12 protein-coding genes and 1 pseudogene are annotated in these 17,726 nt (G+C 64.2%); 4 read left to right on the forward strand and 9 right to left on the reverse strand.

Translation table 11 applies throughout. The annotated features are described in order from the left end of the window. The first annotated feature begins 84 nt into the window (after positions 1-84). Positions 85-1,731: a lysine--tRNA ligase gene (locus tag FJ943_RS16075; RefSeq protein ID WP_140722863.1), complete on the forward strand. Its 1,647-nt coding sequence runs from the start codon at positions 85-87 to the stop codon at positions 1,729-1,731. Here FJ943_RS16075 and FJ943_RS16080 read toward each other — a convergent pair. The 9 genes and pseudogenes from FJ943_RS16080 to FJ943_RS16120 all read right to left on the reverse strand — a co-directional run bounded on the left by FJ943_RS16080 (position 1,697) and on the right by FJ943_RS16120 (position 11,210). Continuing rightward, positions 1,697-2,551 (reverse strand): thermonuclease family protein, encoded by an 855-nt coding sequence (locus FJ943_RS16080; protein WP_348642090.1) that lies wholly within the window; start codon positions 2,549-2,551, stop codon positions 1,697-1,699. The genes FJ943_RS16075 and FJ943_RS16080 overlap by 35 nt on opposite strands. A gap of 9 nt (positions 2,552-2,560) precedes the next feature. Beyond that, positions 2,561-3,196, reverse strand: coding sequence for a helix-turn-helix transcriptional regulator (locus FJ943_RS16085; RefSeq protein ID WP_015319305.1), 636 nt, complete (start codon positions 3,194-3,196; stop codon positions 2,561-2,563). Between the two features lie 137 nt (positions 3,197-3,333). After that, complete coding sequence (locus tag FJ943_RS16090) at positions 3,334-3,639, reverse strand: hypothetical protein (protein ID WP_015319306.1); 306 nt, start codon at positions 3,637-3,639, stop codon at positions 3,334-3,336. A gap of 99 nt (positions 3,640-3,738) precedes the next feature. Continuing rightward, a pseudogene (locus tag FJ943_RS16095) lies at positions 3,739-3,968 on the reverse strand (hypothetical protein). 28 nt (positions 3,969-3,996) lie between these two features. After that, complete coding sequence (locus FJ943_RS16100) at positions 3,997-6,216, reverse strand: 3-hydroxyacyl-CoA dehydrogenase NAD-binding domain-containing protein (protein WP_140722866.1); 2,220 nt, start codon at positions 6,214-6,216, stop codon at positions 3,997-3,999. Positions 6,217-6,229: 13 nt separating this feature from the next. Continuing rightward, a complete protein-coding gene (locus tag FJ943_RS16105) occupies positions 6,230-7,438 on the reverse strand; it encodes an acetyl-CoA C-acetyltransferase (RefSeq protein ID WP_140722869.1) in 1,209 nt (402 codons plus the stop codon). 34 nt (positions 7,439-7,472) lie between these two features. Next, on the reverse strand, positions 7,473-8,645 hold the full coding sequence (locus tag FJ943_RS16110; protein ID WP_140722871.1) for an acyl-CoA dehydrogenase family protein: 1,173 nt from the start codon (positions 8,643-8,645) through the stop codon (positions 7,473-7,475). Between the two features lie 46 nt (positions 8,646-8,691). Beyond that, on the reverse strand, positions 8,692-10,482 hold the full coding sequence (locus FJ943_RS16115) for an acyl-CoA dehydrogenase (RefSeq protein ID WP_140722874.1): 1,791 nt from the start codon (positions 10,480-10,482) through the stop codon (positions 8,692-8,694). A 266-nt stretch (positions 10,483-10,748) separates the two neighbouring features. Continuing rightward, positions 10,749-11,210: a MerR family DNA-binding transcriptional regulator gene (locus FJ943_RS16120; protein ID WP_015319311.1), complete on the reverse strand. Its 462-nt coding sequence runs from the start codon at positions 11,208-11,210 to the stop codon at positions 10,749-10,751. A gap of 452 nt (positions 11,211-11,662) precedes the next feature. Here FJ943_RS16120 and FJ943_RS16125 point away from each other — a divergent pair, with 452 nt between their 5' ends. From FJ943_RS16125 to FJ943_RS16135, 3 genes are all read left to right on the forward strand, one after another. Further along, positions 11,663-15,727, forward strand: coding sequence for a peptidoglycan-binding protein (locus tag FJ943_RS16125; RefSeq protein ID WP_140722877.1), 4,065 nt, complete (start codon positions 11,663-11,665; stop codon positions 15,725-15,727). 192 nt (positions 15,728-15,919) lie between these two features. After that, a complete protein-coding gene (locus FJ943_RS16130; RefSeq protein ID WP_015319313.1) occupies positions 15,920-16,843 on the forward strand; it encodes a sulfite exporter TauE/SafE family protein in 924 nt (307 codons plus the stop codon). Beyond that, positions 16,843-17,631, forward strand: coding sequence for a TIGR02186 family protein (locus tag FJ943_RS16135; protein ID WP_015319314.1), 789 nt, complete (start codon positions 16,843-16,845; stop codon positions 17,629-17,631). The genes FJ943_RS16130 and FJ943_RS16135 overlap by 1 nt, the downstream gene beginning before the upstream one ends. Positions 17,632-17,726 lie beyond the last annotated feature (95 nt).

The following is a 17,726-nucleotide window of genomic DNA, read 5'->3' on the forward strand; positions in this document are numbered from 1 at the left end:
TTGACGCTCCGGCCACGCACGCCTAGAGACCGGTTGAAAATGCACTTGCGGCTATTGCCGGGATACAATCTGGAAAACTGTGACATGGCGGGATCAAACATCATCGATCTCAATCCCGAACTGCTGACGGCCGCGGCCGAGAGCAAGGCATGGCCGTTCGAGGAAGCCAAAAAGATTATCGAACGCTACAAGGGCGCCGATTTCCCCGAAACGATCCTGTTCGAGACCGGCTATGGACCGTCGGGCCTGCCGCATATCGGCACGTTCGGCGAAGTGGCGCGCACCTCGATGGTGCGCCATGCGTTTCGCGTGCTGACGCAGGACAAGGTCGCGACCAAGCTGCTGTGCTTTTCCGACGACATGGACGGCATGCGCAAGATACCCGACAGCGTGCCGGACCGCGCTGCGCTCGAGCCATATCTGCACAAGCCGCTGTCATCGGTGCCCAACCCCTTCGGCGGCGACTATGCTAGCTTCGCCGACCATAACAATGCGATGCTCTGCCGCTTCCTGGACACGTTCGGCTTCGATTACGAATTCGCCAGCGCGACGCAATACTACAAGTCAGGCCGCTTCGATGCGATGCTGTTGCGCGCCGCCGAACGCTATGACCAGATCATGGCGGTCATGCTGCCGACGCTCGGACCTGAGCGGCAGGCGACCTACAGCCCCTTCCTGCCGATCTCGCCAAAGAGTGGGCGCGTGCTTTACGTTCCCATGAAGCATGTCGACGCCAAGGCCGGTACCATCACCTTCGACGATGATGGCACCGAAACCACGCTGCCGGTCACCGGCGGCCGCGTGAAGCTGCAGTGGAAGCCGGATTTCGGCATGCGCTGGGCGGCACTCGGCGTCGATTTCGAGATGTTCGGCAAGGATCATCAGACCAATGCAGTGGTCTATGACCGCATCTGCAACATACTGGGCGGGCGGGCGCCGGAGCATTTCGTCTACGAACTGTTCCTCGATGAGAATGGCCAGAAGATCTCCAAGTCGAAAGGCAACGGCCTGACCATCGACGAATGGCTGACCTATGCGCCGACCGAGAGCCTGGGGCTCTACATGTACCAGCGGCCGCGGCAGGCCAAGAAACTCTATTTCGACGTCATCCCGCGGGCCGTGGACGAATATTACACCTTCCTCGCCGCCTATCCCCGCCAAGAGTGGAAGGAGCGGCTGGGCAACCCGGTCTGGCATATGCATGACGGCAATCCGCCCGCCATCGACATGCCAGTGCCGTTCTCGTTGCTGCTCAACCTTGTCAGCGCCTCCAATGCGCAGAACAAGGACGTTCTGTGGGGTTTCATCTCGCGTCACGTCGCGGGTGTGACTCCGGCGACCCATCCCGAGCTGGACCGGCTGACGGGCTACGCGATCCGCTACTTCGACGATTTCGTGAAGCCGACGAAAACCTTTCGCCCGGCCGACGAGGTCGAGCGCGAAGCGCTGGTGGCTCTCGAAAAGGCACTTGGCGACTTGCCGGCGGGCGCCAGCGGCGAAGCGATCCAGAACGCTTCGCTCAACGTGGCGCGCAAGATCGAACGCTATCAGGATCATTCCAAGCAAAGTCCTGAAGGTGGCCCGGGTGTCTCAGGCGCCTTCTTCCAGATGATCTACCAGGTGCTGATCGGCCAGGAGCGTGGTCCACGCTTCGGATCGTTCGCCGCCCTCTACGGCGTCGCCGAGACCCGCTCGCTCATTCAGAAGGCGCTGGCTGGTCAGCTGGCTTGAGGACGCCGCCGTCCTCCTCCAGGATCGAGCCCGGCGCCTGAGGCGCTGGGGTGGGTGCGGCCGGCATCGCCGAGATGCCGGCAAGGTTCGGCGCCGACCCGAAAATGCCTTTCTTCGCGCCTTGTGCCTTGTCACCGGCCTCGACATAGGGTCCGCCCTTGGCGGCACGCGCCCACCCGTTTTCGACCAGCCATTGACCGACATCCTGCTTGCCGATCCGGCATTCCGCCGCGATCCGGTCGCGTCCGCCTTCCGGCGGCACCGTGCAAACCACGGCGCGGCCGCGCAGAAAGGCGCGGAATGCCGTGCGCGCGCGGATGCCGCACGGCCAGGATTTCCCGTCGGTGGTGCAGGTCTCGTCCTGCCTGACGACATCGATGCCGGAAATCGCGACCGAATACCCCTTCGCCTCGATCAGGCCGGCGGCCGGAGCGACCGGCTGGAACAGCTTCGTGCCGTTCCAGTCGTCGGGCATTTTAGGCTTGGGCGGCACGGCGAGCGCCAGCTTGCTCAACGGCGCACGCGGCTCGACCCGCTCGAGTTCGCCGGTGGGCAGTTCCGGCGGCGCGACCACGTCCGGGTCGATCGCCCGCGAATGCACCGCCGGATTTGGTGGCTGCGCCGGTGCACGAATCGCTGAGGTGGACGGTTCCTCGGGCGTCGCATCCCTATCTGCCTCAGCGGTAGTGTCGGCGCCGGGATCGATCTGATCCACCGCAACAGTGCTTTCGCTGCCTTTCAGCGTGCGTCCGCCGGCAACGACCAGCGCCGCCATCGCCGGGATCATCAGAACCGCCAGGACAAGATGAGGAAGTCGCACCCGTTGCACCTATTGGCTTGCCCAGACGATCCGCGCCACCCACTCGACCTCGAGCATGGGGATATCGCGGTCCGGATGCTCCGGATTGAGCGAGACCAGCGCGATCGACTTGACTGTCTGGCGCTCGAGCACCTTGGCCATCACCTCGCCCGAAGTGGTCTTGACGACGACGCGGTCGCCCTTACGGGTGGCCGCACCCGGCTCGACGATGAGGACGTCGCCATTGCGGTATAGCGGCAGCATAGAATCGCCCTGCACCTGCAGCGCATAGGAACTTTCGGTCGATTGCGCCGGCAATTCGACGAGATCCCAGCCCTGCCCCGCCGGAAAGCCGGCATCGTCGAAGAAGCCGCCGGCGCCGGCCTGGGCGAAGCCGAGCAACGGCACCGCGCGCCGGCTGGCGGGCGATGCGCCACGGCCTTCGATCAGCCCGGTGAATTCGTCCAGCGAAGCGCCCGTCGCCTCGATGATCTTGGCCAGCGATTCGGTCGAAGGCCAGCGCGGCCGACCGTCCGAGGACAAGCGTTTGGATTTGTTGAAGGCGGTTGAATCAAGTCCCGCGCGCCTTGCCAGACCCGAAGCCGAAAGCGAATAGCGCTCGGCAAGAGCATCGATGGCAGCCCAGACTCGGTCGTGCGAGAGCATGACGTGCTCTCCTTCGAAACAGGAAAAAATGCCTCTTCCTGTCTAACGCGCAACGGCTGCGTTGTCCACCAGCGGGCCGGCGGATCACGAACAAAGCTGTGTGCCGCAACGACGGCACAGTGTCATGGCCGAAGCCGCTATCCGGCCAATGCCGCCATCGCCCTCGGCAGGCCTTTCTGGAGCTCGTCGACGTTCATCACCGGGATCAGCTCGACGGTGGCATTGAAGGCGAAGAAGAACCGCTCGGCGACATAGGGCATGTCCGAACTGTCCTTTACCTCCAGGAAAAGGTAGGCCGTCCGCCAACCACCGTCTGCGGTAAAATAGGCAGCCTCCGGCTTGAGATCGGACAGGGTTTGCTCGATGATCTTGCCCATGCTGCCGTCCTTGATCGCCTTATTGCCTTCCTCGGCCGGGATGGAAACTCTCAGCATCATACGCATGATGATTACTCCTCCGCCAACATCATGTTAGCGATATCTAATATATCATCCACGCCTGGTTTGGGGAAGTCGATCGAATCCTGCTTACCAACGGGTTGATCAGCCGGACGATTTGGCCAGGCCGCGCAGTCCCTGGTGCGATGTCATGAAATTGCGTTCTGCCTCGGTCGGTGGCCGCGGTTCACCGCACGGCCAAGTGCGGCGACAACCGCGTCAATGTCGAGGAAGCGGCGCGCCTTGCGGCCATAGTCGGTCGGCAGGCAGCGAAAGGCCAGCCGGCCTTCACCGCCCATCATGTAGGGGCCACGGCTTCGCGCCGTGGCCAGCATGCGCGCCCAGACATAACATGACGCTCTGTCAGGCTGCCTGCTTCACATCGCCCTTGGCATAGGGGTCGAAGCGTTCGTAGAAGGTCTCACCTTTCTCGGCCATGTCGAGGAGCAGCTTGGGCGCCTTGAACTCGGCCCCATACTTCTTCTGCAGCGCCTTGGCGATCTTGACGAATTGTTTGGCGCCGATGCCGTCGATGTAGGACAGCGCGCCGCCGGTGTAGGGCGCAAAGCCGAAGGCCAGGATCGAGCCGACATCGGCCTCGCGTGGATCGGTGACGATGCCCTCTTCCATCACGCGCGCCGCTTCGAGCGCGATGGTGACCAGCAGGCGCTGCTGCAGCTCCTCATAGTCGACCTTCTCGGCCGCGAGCTGCGGATAAAGGTCCTTGAGGCCGGGCCACAGCTTCTTCTTGGCCGGCTTGGCCGGATAGTCGTAAAAACCCTTGCCGTTCTTGCGGCCGAAACGGCCGTGATCGTCGACCATGGTGTTGATCAGCGCCATCTGCCTGGGGTCGACGGCCTTTTCGCCGAGATCCCTGATGGTCTGCTTCATGATCTTCTGGGCAAGGTCGATGGCCGTCTCATCGGTCAGCGCCAAGGGACCGACCGGCATGCCGGCGGCCTTAGCCGCATTCTCGATCATCGGCGCGGGCACGCCTTCGATCAGCATCTTGTAGGCTTCCGACATGTAACGCAGCACGCAGCGATTGACGTAGAAGCCGCGCGTGTCGTTGACGACGATCGGCGTCTTCTTGATGGCCCGCACGAAGTCGATCGCGGTGGCCAGGGCCTTGTCGCCGGTTTTCTTGCCAAGGATGATCTCGACCAGCATCATCTTGTCGACCGGCGAGAAGAAGTGGATGCCGATGAAATTCTTCGGCCGCGCCGAATTCCTGGCGAGGCCGGTGATCGGAATGGTCGAGGTGTTCGAGGCGAAGATCGCCGACGATTTCAGCACGGCTTCCGCCTGTTCGGTGGCGTTCTTCTTGACGGCGGAATCCTCGAACACGGCTTCAACGACGAGATCGCAGCCGGCGAGGTCGGCATAGTCTGCCGTCGGCGTGATCAGAGACAAGAGCTTGTCCTTGTCCTCGGGCTTGGCACGGCCCTTCTTGACCTGATCCGAGATCAGGCCGTCGGAATGCGCCTTGCCCTTTGCGGCCGCCTCCATGTCCCGGTCGAGCAGCACCACCGGAATGCCGGCCTTGGCGGTGACATAGGCGATGCCCGCGCCCATGAAGCCGGCGCCGAGGATGCCGATCTTCTTGAACTTGGTGTCGGGCACGCCGGCCGGGCGGCGTGCGCCCTTGTTCAGTTCCTGCAGCGACACGAACAGCGAGCGGATCATCGCCGCCGCTTCCTTGGTCTGCATGATCTCGGTGAAATAGCGCTGCTCGATCCTGAGCGCCGTGTCGAAGGGCACCAGGAGGCCCTCATAGACGCATTTCAGGATCGCCGCGGCGGCCGGATAATTGCCATGGGTCTCGCGGCGCAGGATGGCGATGGCTGGCGGCCACAGATTGGCACCGGCCGCCGAATAGACCGGGCCGCCGGGCAGCTTGAAACCCTTCTCGTCCCACGGCGCCACCGGCTTGAGGCCGTTCCTGATCATTGCCTTGCCGGTCTCGACCAGCTTGGCCGGTTCGGCGATCTCATGGATCAGGCCCATCGCCTTCGCCTTCTGCGGCGACAGGGTCTGGCCGGAGGTCAGCATTTGCAATGCCTGCTGCTGGTCGGTCAGCCGCGGCACACGCTGGGTGCCGCCGGCACCGGGGAAGATGCCGATCTTCACCTCGGGGAGTGCCATCCTGACCTTGTCGGAGTCGGCCGCGACGCGGCCATGGCAAGCGAGCGACATTTCGAAGGCGCCGCCCATGCAGGTGCCGTTGATCGCCGAGACCCATGGCTTGCCGCAGGTTTCCAGCTTGCGGAACAGGCCGGTCATGATGCCGGCGTTGTCGAACAGCGCCTTGGTCGCCTTTTCGACATCCTTGACCTTGTCGGTGGCGAAGGTGGTCAGCATCTTCTGCAGCAAGGTGATGTCGGCACCGCCGGAGAAGGTGTCCTTGCCGGAGGTGATCACCGCGCCCTTGATGGCGGCGTCGCTGGCCACCTTGTCCACGATGTCGTTCAACTCGCGCATCACCTCTTCGGTGAAGACGTTCATCGAGCGGTCCGGGCTGTTCCAGGTGACCAAGGCGATGCCATCGGCGTCGATGTCGAGGGTGAAATTGGTGTAGCTCATCGTTCTCTCCCCGTCAGACGCGTTCGATGATGGTTGCAGTGCCCATGCCGGCGCCGATACAGAGCGTCACCAGCGCGGTGTTGAGGTCGCGCCGCTCGAGTTCGTCCAACACGGTGCCGAAGATCATCGCGCCGGTGGCGCCGAGCGGGTGACCCATGGCGATGGCGCCGCCATTGACGTTGATCTTGTCGTGCGGAATTTCGAAAGCCTGCATGTAGCGCAGCACCACCGAGGCAAAAGCCTCGTTCAGCTCGAACAGGTCGATATCCGACAGCTTCATCTTGGCGCGCTTCAGCAGTTTCTCGGTGACATCGACCGGACCGGTCAGCATCAGCACCGGCTCGGAGCCGATGTTGGCGAAGGTGCGGATGCGCGCGCGCGGCTTCAGGCCCATCGCCTTGCCGGCCTTCTTCGAGCCGAGCAGCACGGCCGCCGCGCCATCGACGATGCCGGACGAGTTGCCGGCGTGGTGGACGTGGTTGACCTCCTCGACCTCCGGATGCTTCTGCACCGCCACCGCGTCGAAGCCGCCCATTTCACCGGGCATGACGAAGGACGGGTTGAGCGAGGCGAGCGACTGCATGTCGGTCGACGGCCGCATATGCTCGTCATGATCGAGAATGGTGAGACCATTCTGGTCCTTGATCGGGATGACCGAGTTCTTGAAGCGGCCATCGGCCCAGGATCTTGCGGCGCGCTTCTGGCTCTCGACCGCGTAAGCGTCGACGTCGTCGCGCGAGAAGCCGTATTTGGTGGCGATCAGGTCGGCCGAAATGCCTTGCGGCACGAACCAGCCGGGCAGGCCGACCGAAGGATCCATGAACCAGGCGCCACCGGACATGCCCATGCCGACGCGCGACATGGATTCGACGCCGCCGGCGATGACGATTTCATCGGCGCCTTGCGCGATCTTGGCGGCGCCGAAATTGATGGCGTCCAAGCCGGAGGCGCAGAAGCGCGAGATCTGCATGCCGGGTGCCTTGGTGTCGTAGCCGGCCTCGAAGGCGGCGGCGCGTGGAATGACGGAACCCGCCTCGCCGACCGGGTCGACGCAGCCGAAGATGATGTCGTCGACGTTTGCAGTGTCCAGCCCGTTGCGATCGCGCAGGGCCTCGAGCGTCCTGGCGGCGAGCCGTACCGCCGGCACTTCGTGCAGCGATCCGTCCTTCTTGCCCTTGCCGCGCGGCGTGCGCACGGCGTCATAGACATAAGCTTCGGTCATTTTTCATGCTCCCTGGGGTTCGCTGAAAAGCTGCTCAGAGCGAGCGTCCGATCAGCAATTTCATGATCTCGTTGGTGCCGCCATAGATGCGCTGGACGCGAGCGTCGCGGAACATGCGGGCGATCGGATATTCATTCATGTAGCCATAGCCGCCATGCAATTGAAGGCATTCGTCGACGACTTTGCCCTGGAGGTCGGAGAGCCAGTACTTGGCCATCGAAGCGGTCACCGGATCGAGGCCGCCATTGGTGTGGCGGGTGACGCAGTCATTGTAGAAGACGCGGCCGATGGTGGCCTCGGTCTTCAGCTCCGCCAGTTTGAATTGTGTGTTCTGGAAATCGATGATCGCCTTGCCGAAGGCCTTGCGTTCCTTGACGTAGTCGATGGTCAGCGCCAGCGCCCGCTCGATCATGGCGATCGCCCCGGTGCCGATCTGCAATCGTTCCTGCGGCAGTTGCTGCATCAGCTGGACGAAGCCCTGTCCCTCTTCATGGCCGAGCAGATTGGAAGTCGGTACACGCACGTCGTTGAAGAACAGCTCCGACGTGTCGTTGGCCTTCAGCCCGATCTTGTCGAGGTTGCGGCCGCGTTCGAACCCCTCGACCTCGTCGGTCTCGATGACCATCAGCGATGTGCCCTTGGCGCCCTTCTCCGGATCGGTCTTGGTGACGACGATGATGAAGTTCGCCAGCTGGCCGTTGGTGATGAAGGTTTTGGAGCCGTTGATCTTGTACTGGTTGCCGTCCTTCTCGGCACGGGTCTTGACACCCTGCAGGTCGGAACCGGCGCCGGGCTCGGTCATGGCAATGGCGCCGATCAGTTCGCCGGTGGCGAGCCTGGGCAACCATTTCTTCTTCTGCTCTTCCGAACCGTAATGGAGGATGTAGGGGGCGACGATCGAATTGTGCAGGCCGATGCCGAAACCGTCGACGCCGACATGGCCGATCGCCTCGATGATGGCGCTCTCATGCGCGAAGGTGCCGCCGGAGCCGCCATATTCCTCCGGCATGGACGCGCAGAGCAGGCCGGCGGAACCAGCCTTGAGCCAGCTTTCGCGGTCGACCATCTCGTTCTTCTCGAACTCGTCGTAGCGCGGCGCGATCTCCTCCGACATGAAGCGGGTAGCCATGTCGTAGAGCATGCCGACCTCGTCGGCCGCCCAGGCTGGTTTCGGCAAAGAGAGCACTTCGGCGGGATTTGTCGCCACGATTTCCTCCGCGTATCGACAGACAGAAAGGCTAGCGAGACGGAGTTTAGAACGCTTCCGCCGGCAGGGCCATCAGCGTATCGGCACCACTCGAAATACGGGCGAGGTGCGCCGAGGTCTCCGGCATGATCCGCTCCATGAAGAAGCGCGCCGTCACCACCTTGTTATCGTAGAAAGACTGGGAGCCGTTGGCATCAGTCTTGCCCTGTGCCGCCTTGGCCATCTGCGCCCACATGTAGCCCAGCGCGACGAGGCCGAAGAGATGCATGTAGTCGGTCGAGGCCGCACCGGCATTATCGGGCTTGGCCATGCCATTCTGCAGCAGCCACATGGTCGCCGCCTGCAAATCGTTGAGGCCCTTCTTCAGACCCTTGGTGAAGGGCGCCATCTTCTCGTCCGCGCGGTTTTCCTCGCAGAACTCGCCGACCTCCTTGAAGAAGGCCTGGATGGCTCGGCCGCCGTTCAAGCCGAGCTTGCGGCCGACGAGGTCGAGCGCCTGAATGCCGTTGGCGCCTTCATAGATCATGGCGATGCGGGCATCGCGCACGAACTGGCTCATGCCATGTTCTTCGATGTAGCCGTGACCGCCGAACACCTGCTGCGCCATGACGGCGTGATCAAAACCCTTGTCGGTCAGCACGCCCTTGACCACCGGCGTCATCAGGCCGGTGTAATCGTCGGCCGCCTGGCGATCCTTGTCGTCGGCGGAGCGGTGCGCGATATCGGACTTGATCGCGGTCCACAGCGCCAGTGCACGGCCGGCCTCGTTGAACGCCTTCATGGTCATCAGCGAGCGGCGGATGTCGGGATGAACGATGATCGGGTCGGCCTTCTTGTCCGGCGCCTTCGGGCCCGACAGCGAGCGACCCTGCAACCGGTCCTTGGCATAGGCGGCGGCATTCTGGTAGGCGATCTCCGACAGCGACAGGCCCTGCAGGCCGACGCCGAGGCGGGCCTCGTTCATCATCGTGAACATCGCCTTGAGGCCGCCATTGGCCTCGCCCAGCAGCGTGCCTTCGGCCTCGTCATAATTCATGACGCAGGTCGAGTTGCCGTGGATGCCCATCTTCTCCTCGATCGAGCCGCAGGAGACGGTGTTTCTCGTCCCCGGATTGCCCGATGCGTCGAGCTTCAGCTTGGGCACGATGAACAGCGAAATGCCCTTGACGCCCTCCGGCGCGCCTTCGATGCGGGCCAGCACCAGATGGACGATGTTGTCCGACATGTCGTGCTCGCCGGCCGAGATGAAGATTTTCTGGCCTGAAATCTTGTAGGTGCCATCGCCGTTCGGCACCGCCTTGGTGCGCAGCAGGCCAAGATCGGTGCCGCAATGCGGCTCGGTCAGGTTCATGGTGCCGGTCCAGCTGCCCTCGACCATCCTGGGCAGCCAGGTCGCCTTCTGCTCGTCGGTGCCGTGGGTGATGATGGCGGCGATCGCGCCCTGGGTCAGGCCCGGATACATCATCAGCGACATGTTGGCCGACACCATGTATTCAGCCACCGCCGTGTGCACGGCATAGGGCAGGCCCTGGCCGCCGAACTCGACGGGCGCCGCCAGGCCCATCCAGCCGCCTTCGCGATACTGGTCGAAGGCTTCCTTGAAGCCCCTGGGCGTGGTCACCGAGCCGTCGTCATGGCGCATGCAACCCTCCATGTCGCCGACACGGTTGAGCGGATGCATGACGTTCTCGGCGAGCTTGGCCCCTTCGGCGAGAATTGCCTCCAGCACGTCAGGCGTTGCGTCGGCGAATCCCGGAAGGTTCGAATAGCGCTGATAGCCGAGCACCTCGTTGAGCACGAACAGCGTGTCCTGGACCGGGGCCCTGTAGATCGGCATGCTTTTCCTCCACCATGCGGATTGACCCCGAAATCAAGCCGTGCGCGGCAAGCGGGCCAATGTCGAAGCCGCAATAGCAAATATTGACGTTTGCGTAAACGTCAATATTTGCGCTGCGGCAAGATTTCCGCCACCACGGGCGCAATCGGCCAAGCGTCACGGCAATGCGCAAGCCAGCGCGAAGCACGCAGGCCAGACAGCGAAAAAGCCGCGCGGCATGGCCACGCGGCTTTGTGGTGAAGGGTCCGACAGTATCGGAGGGCGGCTTAGCTCGCGACGCTCGCTTGCGGCGCCGAACGCTCGGCCAGCATCTGACGCACCGCCGACATCGAGCCGCCGAGCTCATTGATGGCGTCGTCGATCAGCGCCCGCTGCTTCTGCAGGCGAGCGAGCTGCTTTTCCGACTTGTCCAGCGCCAGCCGCAACTGCTTGGTGTTGGAACCGGTCGGATCGTAGAGGTCCATCATCTGCTTGACGTCGCGCAACGAGAACCCAACCTTGCGGCCGAGCAGGATCAGCTTCAGCCTCGCCTTGTCGCGGCGCGTATAGAGACGGGTCGAACCGTCGCGCTGGGGGTTGAGCAGGCCCTTGTCTTCATAGAAACGGAGCGTGCGCAGCGTCACGCCGTACTTCTTGGCCATCTCGCCGATGCGGGAGAGATCCTCGCCGGCTTCAACGGTTGCATTATTGGTGTTGGCCGCGGTCTCGCCGGCCGAGATAAGCTTCATGGTCACTGGCTTCCCCGTCTGGTGGCGTCGCGGTCCCGGACCATGCGTCGCCTGACTGGAAGCGGGGGCGTGCTTCCGGCCGTGGTTTCGACAAACAAATCGAAAACAGCGCAGTTGATACGCCATTTACGTTTACGTCAATTCTATACCGGTAGCCGTCTCATGACGCAAGGGCGTTCTGAGAACGGTGCTTTATGCCGCACCGGAAGTCACGTCAGCCAACTTCCTTGCAACTTCTTAAGCTTGGTTAACGCGTTGTTTACCACGTTGGGCGAAATGTGCGCGTGTCGGCTACCCGTGGTTATCCTGTATCGAATTTTCACGGTTTTTCGGAGCGCGGGGAAACCCGGGAAGCTTGTCTTCCACCGTGGCATCGAAGCGCGGTCGCCTCGTTCCGGCAGGGACTTGGGGAGCTGGCCGCAAGCCGGCCAATCTGAAAGACGGACGCACCGATGAACAGCAAGCGGTCCTACCTCGATACACTCAATGCTGGCAGGCAGCGCAAGCCGCAGACCACGCTCGAGCAGCTGAACCGCTCCCTGGAGACGCTGGAACAGCGCCTGGGGCAGACGCGCGAGGACGCGACGGCACGACCCGCTCCTCGCCAATATGGCGCCGAACCGCGTTACCCCGCCTCCGACCCGCGCTATCCCGCTGCGCAGCCGACGGCCCAGCAGCGCTGGTACGAGGATCCGCAGCCGGCACCGCGTGCGCACAACCCGGCGCCCTCCCCTGCACCCTTCGACCAGAATTATCAGGCGATCGCGCGTGACATCGACCGCGTGCGCGGCCAGGAAGACAGCGTCGCCATGGTCGGCAAGATCGCCGGCGAACTGCGCGGCATGCGCGAGGAACTGCGCCACCAGGTGACTTCAGGGCTGCAGCGCGAATTCGACGCGCTGCGCAAGGACATCGACCGCGCCTTCCAGTCGAACGCCAAATCCGGGACATCGGGTAAGGGCAGCGCCGAACTCGGCGTGGAATTCGAGCGGCTCTCCGGCGCCATCAAATCGCTGTCGGAGAAGAGCGACGACAGGAGCGTCAACCTGCTGCGACTAGAACTCGAACAGGTCAAAGCCGCGCTCGACACGCTGGCGCGCGAGGAGAGCGTGCAGAAGGTCGACCGCCGCTGGGACGAGTTCGACCGCCGCTGGACGGCCTTCGAGGACCGCGTCGACGCCGACCAGCGCAAACGCTCCGACGACCCCGCCCTTGCCGCCTTGACCGACCGGCTGGAGCAAATCAGCAACGCCGTCAACAACCTGCCGGAATCGCTGTCCCTGCGTTCGCTGGAGGAGAAGGTCCGCACGCTGGCCGGGGCGGTCGACCATTTCGCCAGCCAGCAGGACAATCGCGGCGGCGGCACGCTGGCCATGATCGATGAGCGGCTGGACGAGATTTCCCGCGCCATCGTCGCCTCGACAGTCGCCGCACAGGCGAATTCAGTCGACCACGAAGCCTTCGAGCGCATCGAGAAGCGGATCGACTCGCTCGCCCAGCAGATCGAGGAAGTGGCGCAGGACCGTCCCGCAAATGTTGTGATCGACCGGCTGAACACGCTGTCGAGCCGGGTCGACGACCTCGCCGGCCGCGCCAACCTGCCCGAGCAGGCGATGGAACGGCTCGCCAAGCAGATCGCGCTGATCGCCGACAAGATCGATCAGGCGCCGGCCATGCCCGACGCCGACTACATCTTCCACGGGCTGGAGCAGCGCTTCGACGTGCTGTCGGGCATGATGGAGCGGCGCCAGGGCGACGCCATCGAGCAGGGCAACATGCTGTTTCGCGATCTCGAGCGCCGGCTGGACGAGGTTGCCGACCGGCTGGACCAGCGCAGCATGCCGCAGGTCGACAGTGCCGGCATCATGGACGCCATCGACGCTCGCTTCACCGCACTGGCAAAGCGCATGGAGACACGCGCTCCCGATCCCGCCGGCGAGGCGGCGATCCGGGGCCTGGAAAGCCGGCTCGAAGATATTTCAAGCCGGCTGGACGCTTCGGCGGCCCAGGTGGCCGGCATCGATCCGGCGCTGATCCGCAGCCTGGAGGCGCAGGTCGCCGGCCTGTCGGCGCATCTTTCCAAACCCAGCACGCCGCTGCCGGACTTCGAGGACATCAGCCCTCGCCTCGACGAAATCGAAAAAGCGCTGGCCGGGACCCGCGATTCCATCCTCGGCGCGGCACGTGAGGCGGCCGAGAACGCGGTGCGCTCGCTGGCCGGAACGAGCACCAATACGGCCGCGGTATCCGGCCTCGCCCAGGATCTGAAGACCCTGGAGACGCTGACGCGGCGTTCCGACGAGCGCAATTCGCGGACCTTCGAGGCCATTCACGACACACTGCTCAAGATCGTCGACAGGCTGGGCTCGCTGGAAACCAGCGACCCGTCCGAGGCGGTAAGCGAGCTCCTGGACGCGGCCTCGATCGAACCCAGTGGCTGGCGTGGCTTGCAGCGGCCCAAGATGGCCGTGAACGCACCATCCATGACCATGGACGAGCTGCCGCTGACTGGCGACATGGCCGATCTGGACGCGCGTGCCGCGGCCATAGTGCGCACCGAGCCCGGCGAGCCCGCACTGCACGTTGGAACGGGCTTGTCTCCCCGGCCGGGCACGCGCTCGCCGGCGGAAGCCGCCGCCGCCGCCGCGATGGCCGCACTCGGTTCCGACACCACCGCCGGAAAGGACCAGCCGGCAGGCCGCAAGTCGATGTTCGGCGGTCTGGCGCGGGCCTTCAAGGGCAAGAAAGCGGCGGATGTTCCGCCGCTGGCCGGCTCGGCGCCGAGCGCCGACATCCCGAGTGTCGATCTCGACGAGCCGCTCGACCCGAAGGTCGCCAACCGCCCGCTGGAGCCGGGCTCCGGCGCGCCTGACCTCAATGCCATCATGAAGCGCGTGCGCGACGAGCGCGGACAACCGGCAAAGCTCGGCGACAGCGACGCGGCGAAATCGGATTTCATCGCCGCCGCCCGGCGCGCGGCGCAGGCGGCCGCGGCCGAGGCCGACGCCCTGAAGCGCCAGTCGACGATGAAAGGCCCGGTCAAGGCGCTCAGGATAGGCGACCTGCTCAAGGCGCGGCGCAAGCCGATCCTGATGGCGGCGGCAGCGATCATGCTGGCGCTTGCCGGCCTGCAGCTCGGCAAGGCGTTCCTTTCGGATCCCGCCCAGGTGGCAAGCAACGACGCATCCCCGATCGTCGCCCCGCAGCCGGTTCGGACGGCATCTCTCGATACCGCCAGCCAGCCGAAGACCGAAGTTCAGCCGACGACGATGAACAGCGCGCCGGCCCGTCCGGCCAGGCAGGCCGAACAATCCGCGCCCGCCAGCAAGGACGATATGGCGGCGCGGACCGTCGTGGCCATGCCGTCTGATACGGACGCGATGCCGGACACAGCGCCCACGGCCGACCCCGCTTCGCCGGTCACGTCGGCCATGGCTTCCGGCCCGAGCGCCCCCGACGCGATGGCTTCGGCCGCGCCGGTTGCTCCGATGACCGCTGCCCCGGCCATGACGGATCCGGCAGCAGCCGCCGGCGCTACGCAGGCGACGGATGCCGATCTCCAAGCGGCCCCTGCCGCGCCAGTGGCGACCGAGGCGACGACCAACGACACGACTGGCGCCGTTGCGCCCATGGACAAGCCGGCGGCGACAGCCGCGATCAAGTTCGACATTCCGGCCGATGCCGGCCCGGTCGCCTTGCGTGACGCCGCCGCCGGTGGCGACGCCAAGGCGCTGTTCGAGGTCGGCTCGCGCTACGCCGAGTCGCGCGGCGTCAAGGAAGACATGCCGGCTGCCGCCAAATGGTACGAGAAATCGGCGGAACTCGGCTTCGCGCCGGCTGAATACCGCATCGGCAATTTCTACGAGAAGGGCATCGGCGTCGCGCGCGACATCAAGAAGTCGAAGACCTGGTACCAGCTCGCCGCCGCGCAGGGCAACGCCAGCGCCATGCACAATCTGGCGGTGCTGTTCGCCATGGCCGCCGACGGCGCAACCGACAATGAATCGGCCGCGCATTGGTTCCAGGCGGCCGCCGACCTCGGCGTCAAGGACAGCCAGTTCAATCTTGGCATCCTCGCCGCCAAGGGCGTCGGCATGAAGCAGAACCTGGAGGAATCCTACAAATGGTTCGCGCTCGTCGCCAAGACCGGCGACAAGGATGCCGCGGCCAAGCGCGACGAGATCGCCAACGCGCTGCGGCCCGAGCAGCTCGAGCGGGCGCGCGCGGCGACCGAATTGTGGAAGGCCAAGCCGCTCAACGCGGCGGCCAATTCGGTGGACATTCCCGAATCCTGGCAGGAAGGCACGCCGCAGACGACGGCCGGCATCGACATGAAGAAGGCGGTCAAGAACATCCAGCTCATCCTCAACAAGAACGGCTATGACGCCGGCGGCGCCGACGGCGTGATGGGCGGGAAGACCAAGAACGCGATCATCGCTTTCCAGACCGACAACAAGCTGCCAGCGACGGGCGCGGTCGACGAGAAGCTGGTCAAGGCATTGCTGGCGCGCAAATAACGGCAGAAGCGTCGTTTCCACGACGCCCTTGCCTTACATTTGCCTGTTAACTGATTGAGTTGTTTTTTGTTTCGGCGCGGTGACGGGGTTTGGTCCCGCTGCCGCGTCGGCGCAAGAGAAAATTGGCTTTTCGATGCGATAGTGCCCGCAGCGGCTTTATTCGCCGACAGGCAAACTGATCGAGACAGACGGGTGGGCATCTATCTCCCGATCGCGGAAATTTCCGTCAACGTCTTCGTGCTGCTGGCCATGGGCGCCGCGGTGGGCTTCCTGTCGGGCATGTTCGGGGTGGGCGGCGGCTTCCTAATCACGCCGCTCTTGATCTTCTACAACATCCCGCCGGCGATCGCGGTCGCCACCGGCGCCAACCAGGTCATTGCTTCTTCCGTCTCCGGCGTGTTGTCGCACATGAAGCGAGGGACGCTCGACTTCAAGCTCGGCAGCGTGCTTCTGGCCGGCGGCGTCGTCGGCTCAACCGGCGGCATCTATGTGTTCGGCTTCCTGCGCAGGCTCGGCCAGCTCGACCTGTTCATCTCGCTGCTCTACGTCGTGCTGCTCGGCACCGTCGGCGGGCTGATGCTGGTCGAGAGCATCAACGCCCTGCGCGCCACGCGCAGCGGCGCGGCGCCGGTGCTGAAGAAATCCGGCCAGCACAACTGGATCCACCGCCTGCCGCTGAAGATGCGCTTCCGCGCGTCGAAGCTGTTCGTCAGCGTCATTCCGGTGCTCGGGCTTGGCGCCGGCATCGGCTTCCTGTCGTCGATCATGGGTGTCGGCGGCGGCTTCATCATGGTGCCGGCGCTGATCTATCTCTTGAAAGTGCCGACCAATGTCGTCATCGGCACCTCGCTGTTCCAGATCATCTTCACCTCCGCCTATACGACGCTGGTCCACGCCACCACAAACCAGACCGTCGATGTGATGCTGGCCTTCCTGTTGATGGCCGGCGGCGTGGCCGGGGCGCAATATGGCGCCAAGGCCGGCCAGCGGCTGCGCGGCGAGCAATTGAGGGCGCTGCTGGCGCTGCTGGTGCTGGCGGTGGCGATCCGGCTTGCCACCGATCTGTTCGTCACGCCGCCCAACCTTTATTCGCTGTCCGGCCTGGGCCTCAACTGATGAATGGCCTGAAAGCGCTCGCAGCCGTCGCTCTCCTGTCCCTGACCGCCGCCGCGCCGGCGAAGGCGCAGACGCCGCTGACGGAAGGCATCCAGATCGGCCTTTCCACCGACGCGGTGTCGATCACCGCCGGTTTTTCCGGGGCCGACCTGACCATCTTCGGTTCGCTGGAAAATCCCGACCCGCTGGTCGCACGCCAGGGCCGTTACGACGTCATCGTCGTGCTCGAAGGGCCGCCGAAACCGGTGGTCGTGCGCCGCAAGGACCGGGTGCTGGGCGTCTGGGTCAATTTGGATTCCGAGACCTTCGAGAACGTGCCGGTGTCCTATTCGGTCGCGACGACGCGGCCGCTGCAGGACATCACCGAACCCAACAGCTACAAGCAGCTGTCGCTCGGCGCCTCCAACCTCTACATGCAGCCCGCCGAAGCCGGTGACAGCCCGGCGACGATCGAGGAATTCACGGCCGCGTTGCGCGAACGCAAGGCCGCCGCCGGCCTCTACAGCGAGAATGTCGGGGGCGTGCAATTCCTGTCGCAGAACCTGTTTCGCGCTACCGTCAGGCTGGCGCCTGATGTCTCGGTCGGCACGCACAAAGCACGCGCATTCCTGTTCAAGAGCGGCCTATTCGTCAAGGAGAGTTCGGCGCAGCTCGAAATCCGCAAATCGGGCTTCGAACAATCGATCTTCCGCGTTGCCCACGACTATTCGTTCCTCTACGGCGTGTTCGCCGTATCGCTGGCCATGGTGACGGGCTGGCTCGGCCGGCTGGTGTTCCGCAAGGATTGATGCCGCGGGAAAAGAGGGGTTCCCCTTTTCGCCGCCATGCGATAAACCGCCGCCTCCCAACCCAGGGGCAAACAAGCACATACCGTTCGCCAGGA

It is taken from the genome of Mesorhizobium sp. B2-3-10 (assembly GCF_006442275.1).
Classification (GTDB): Bacteria; Pseudomonadota; Alphaproteobacteria; order Rhizobiales; family Rhizobiaceae; genus Mesorhizobium; species Mesorhizobium australicum.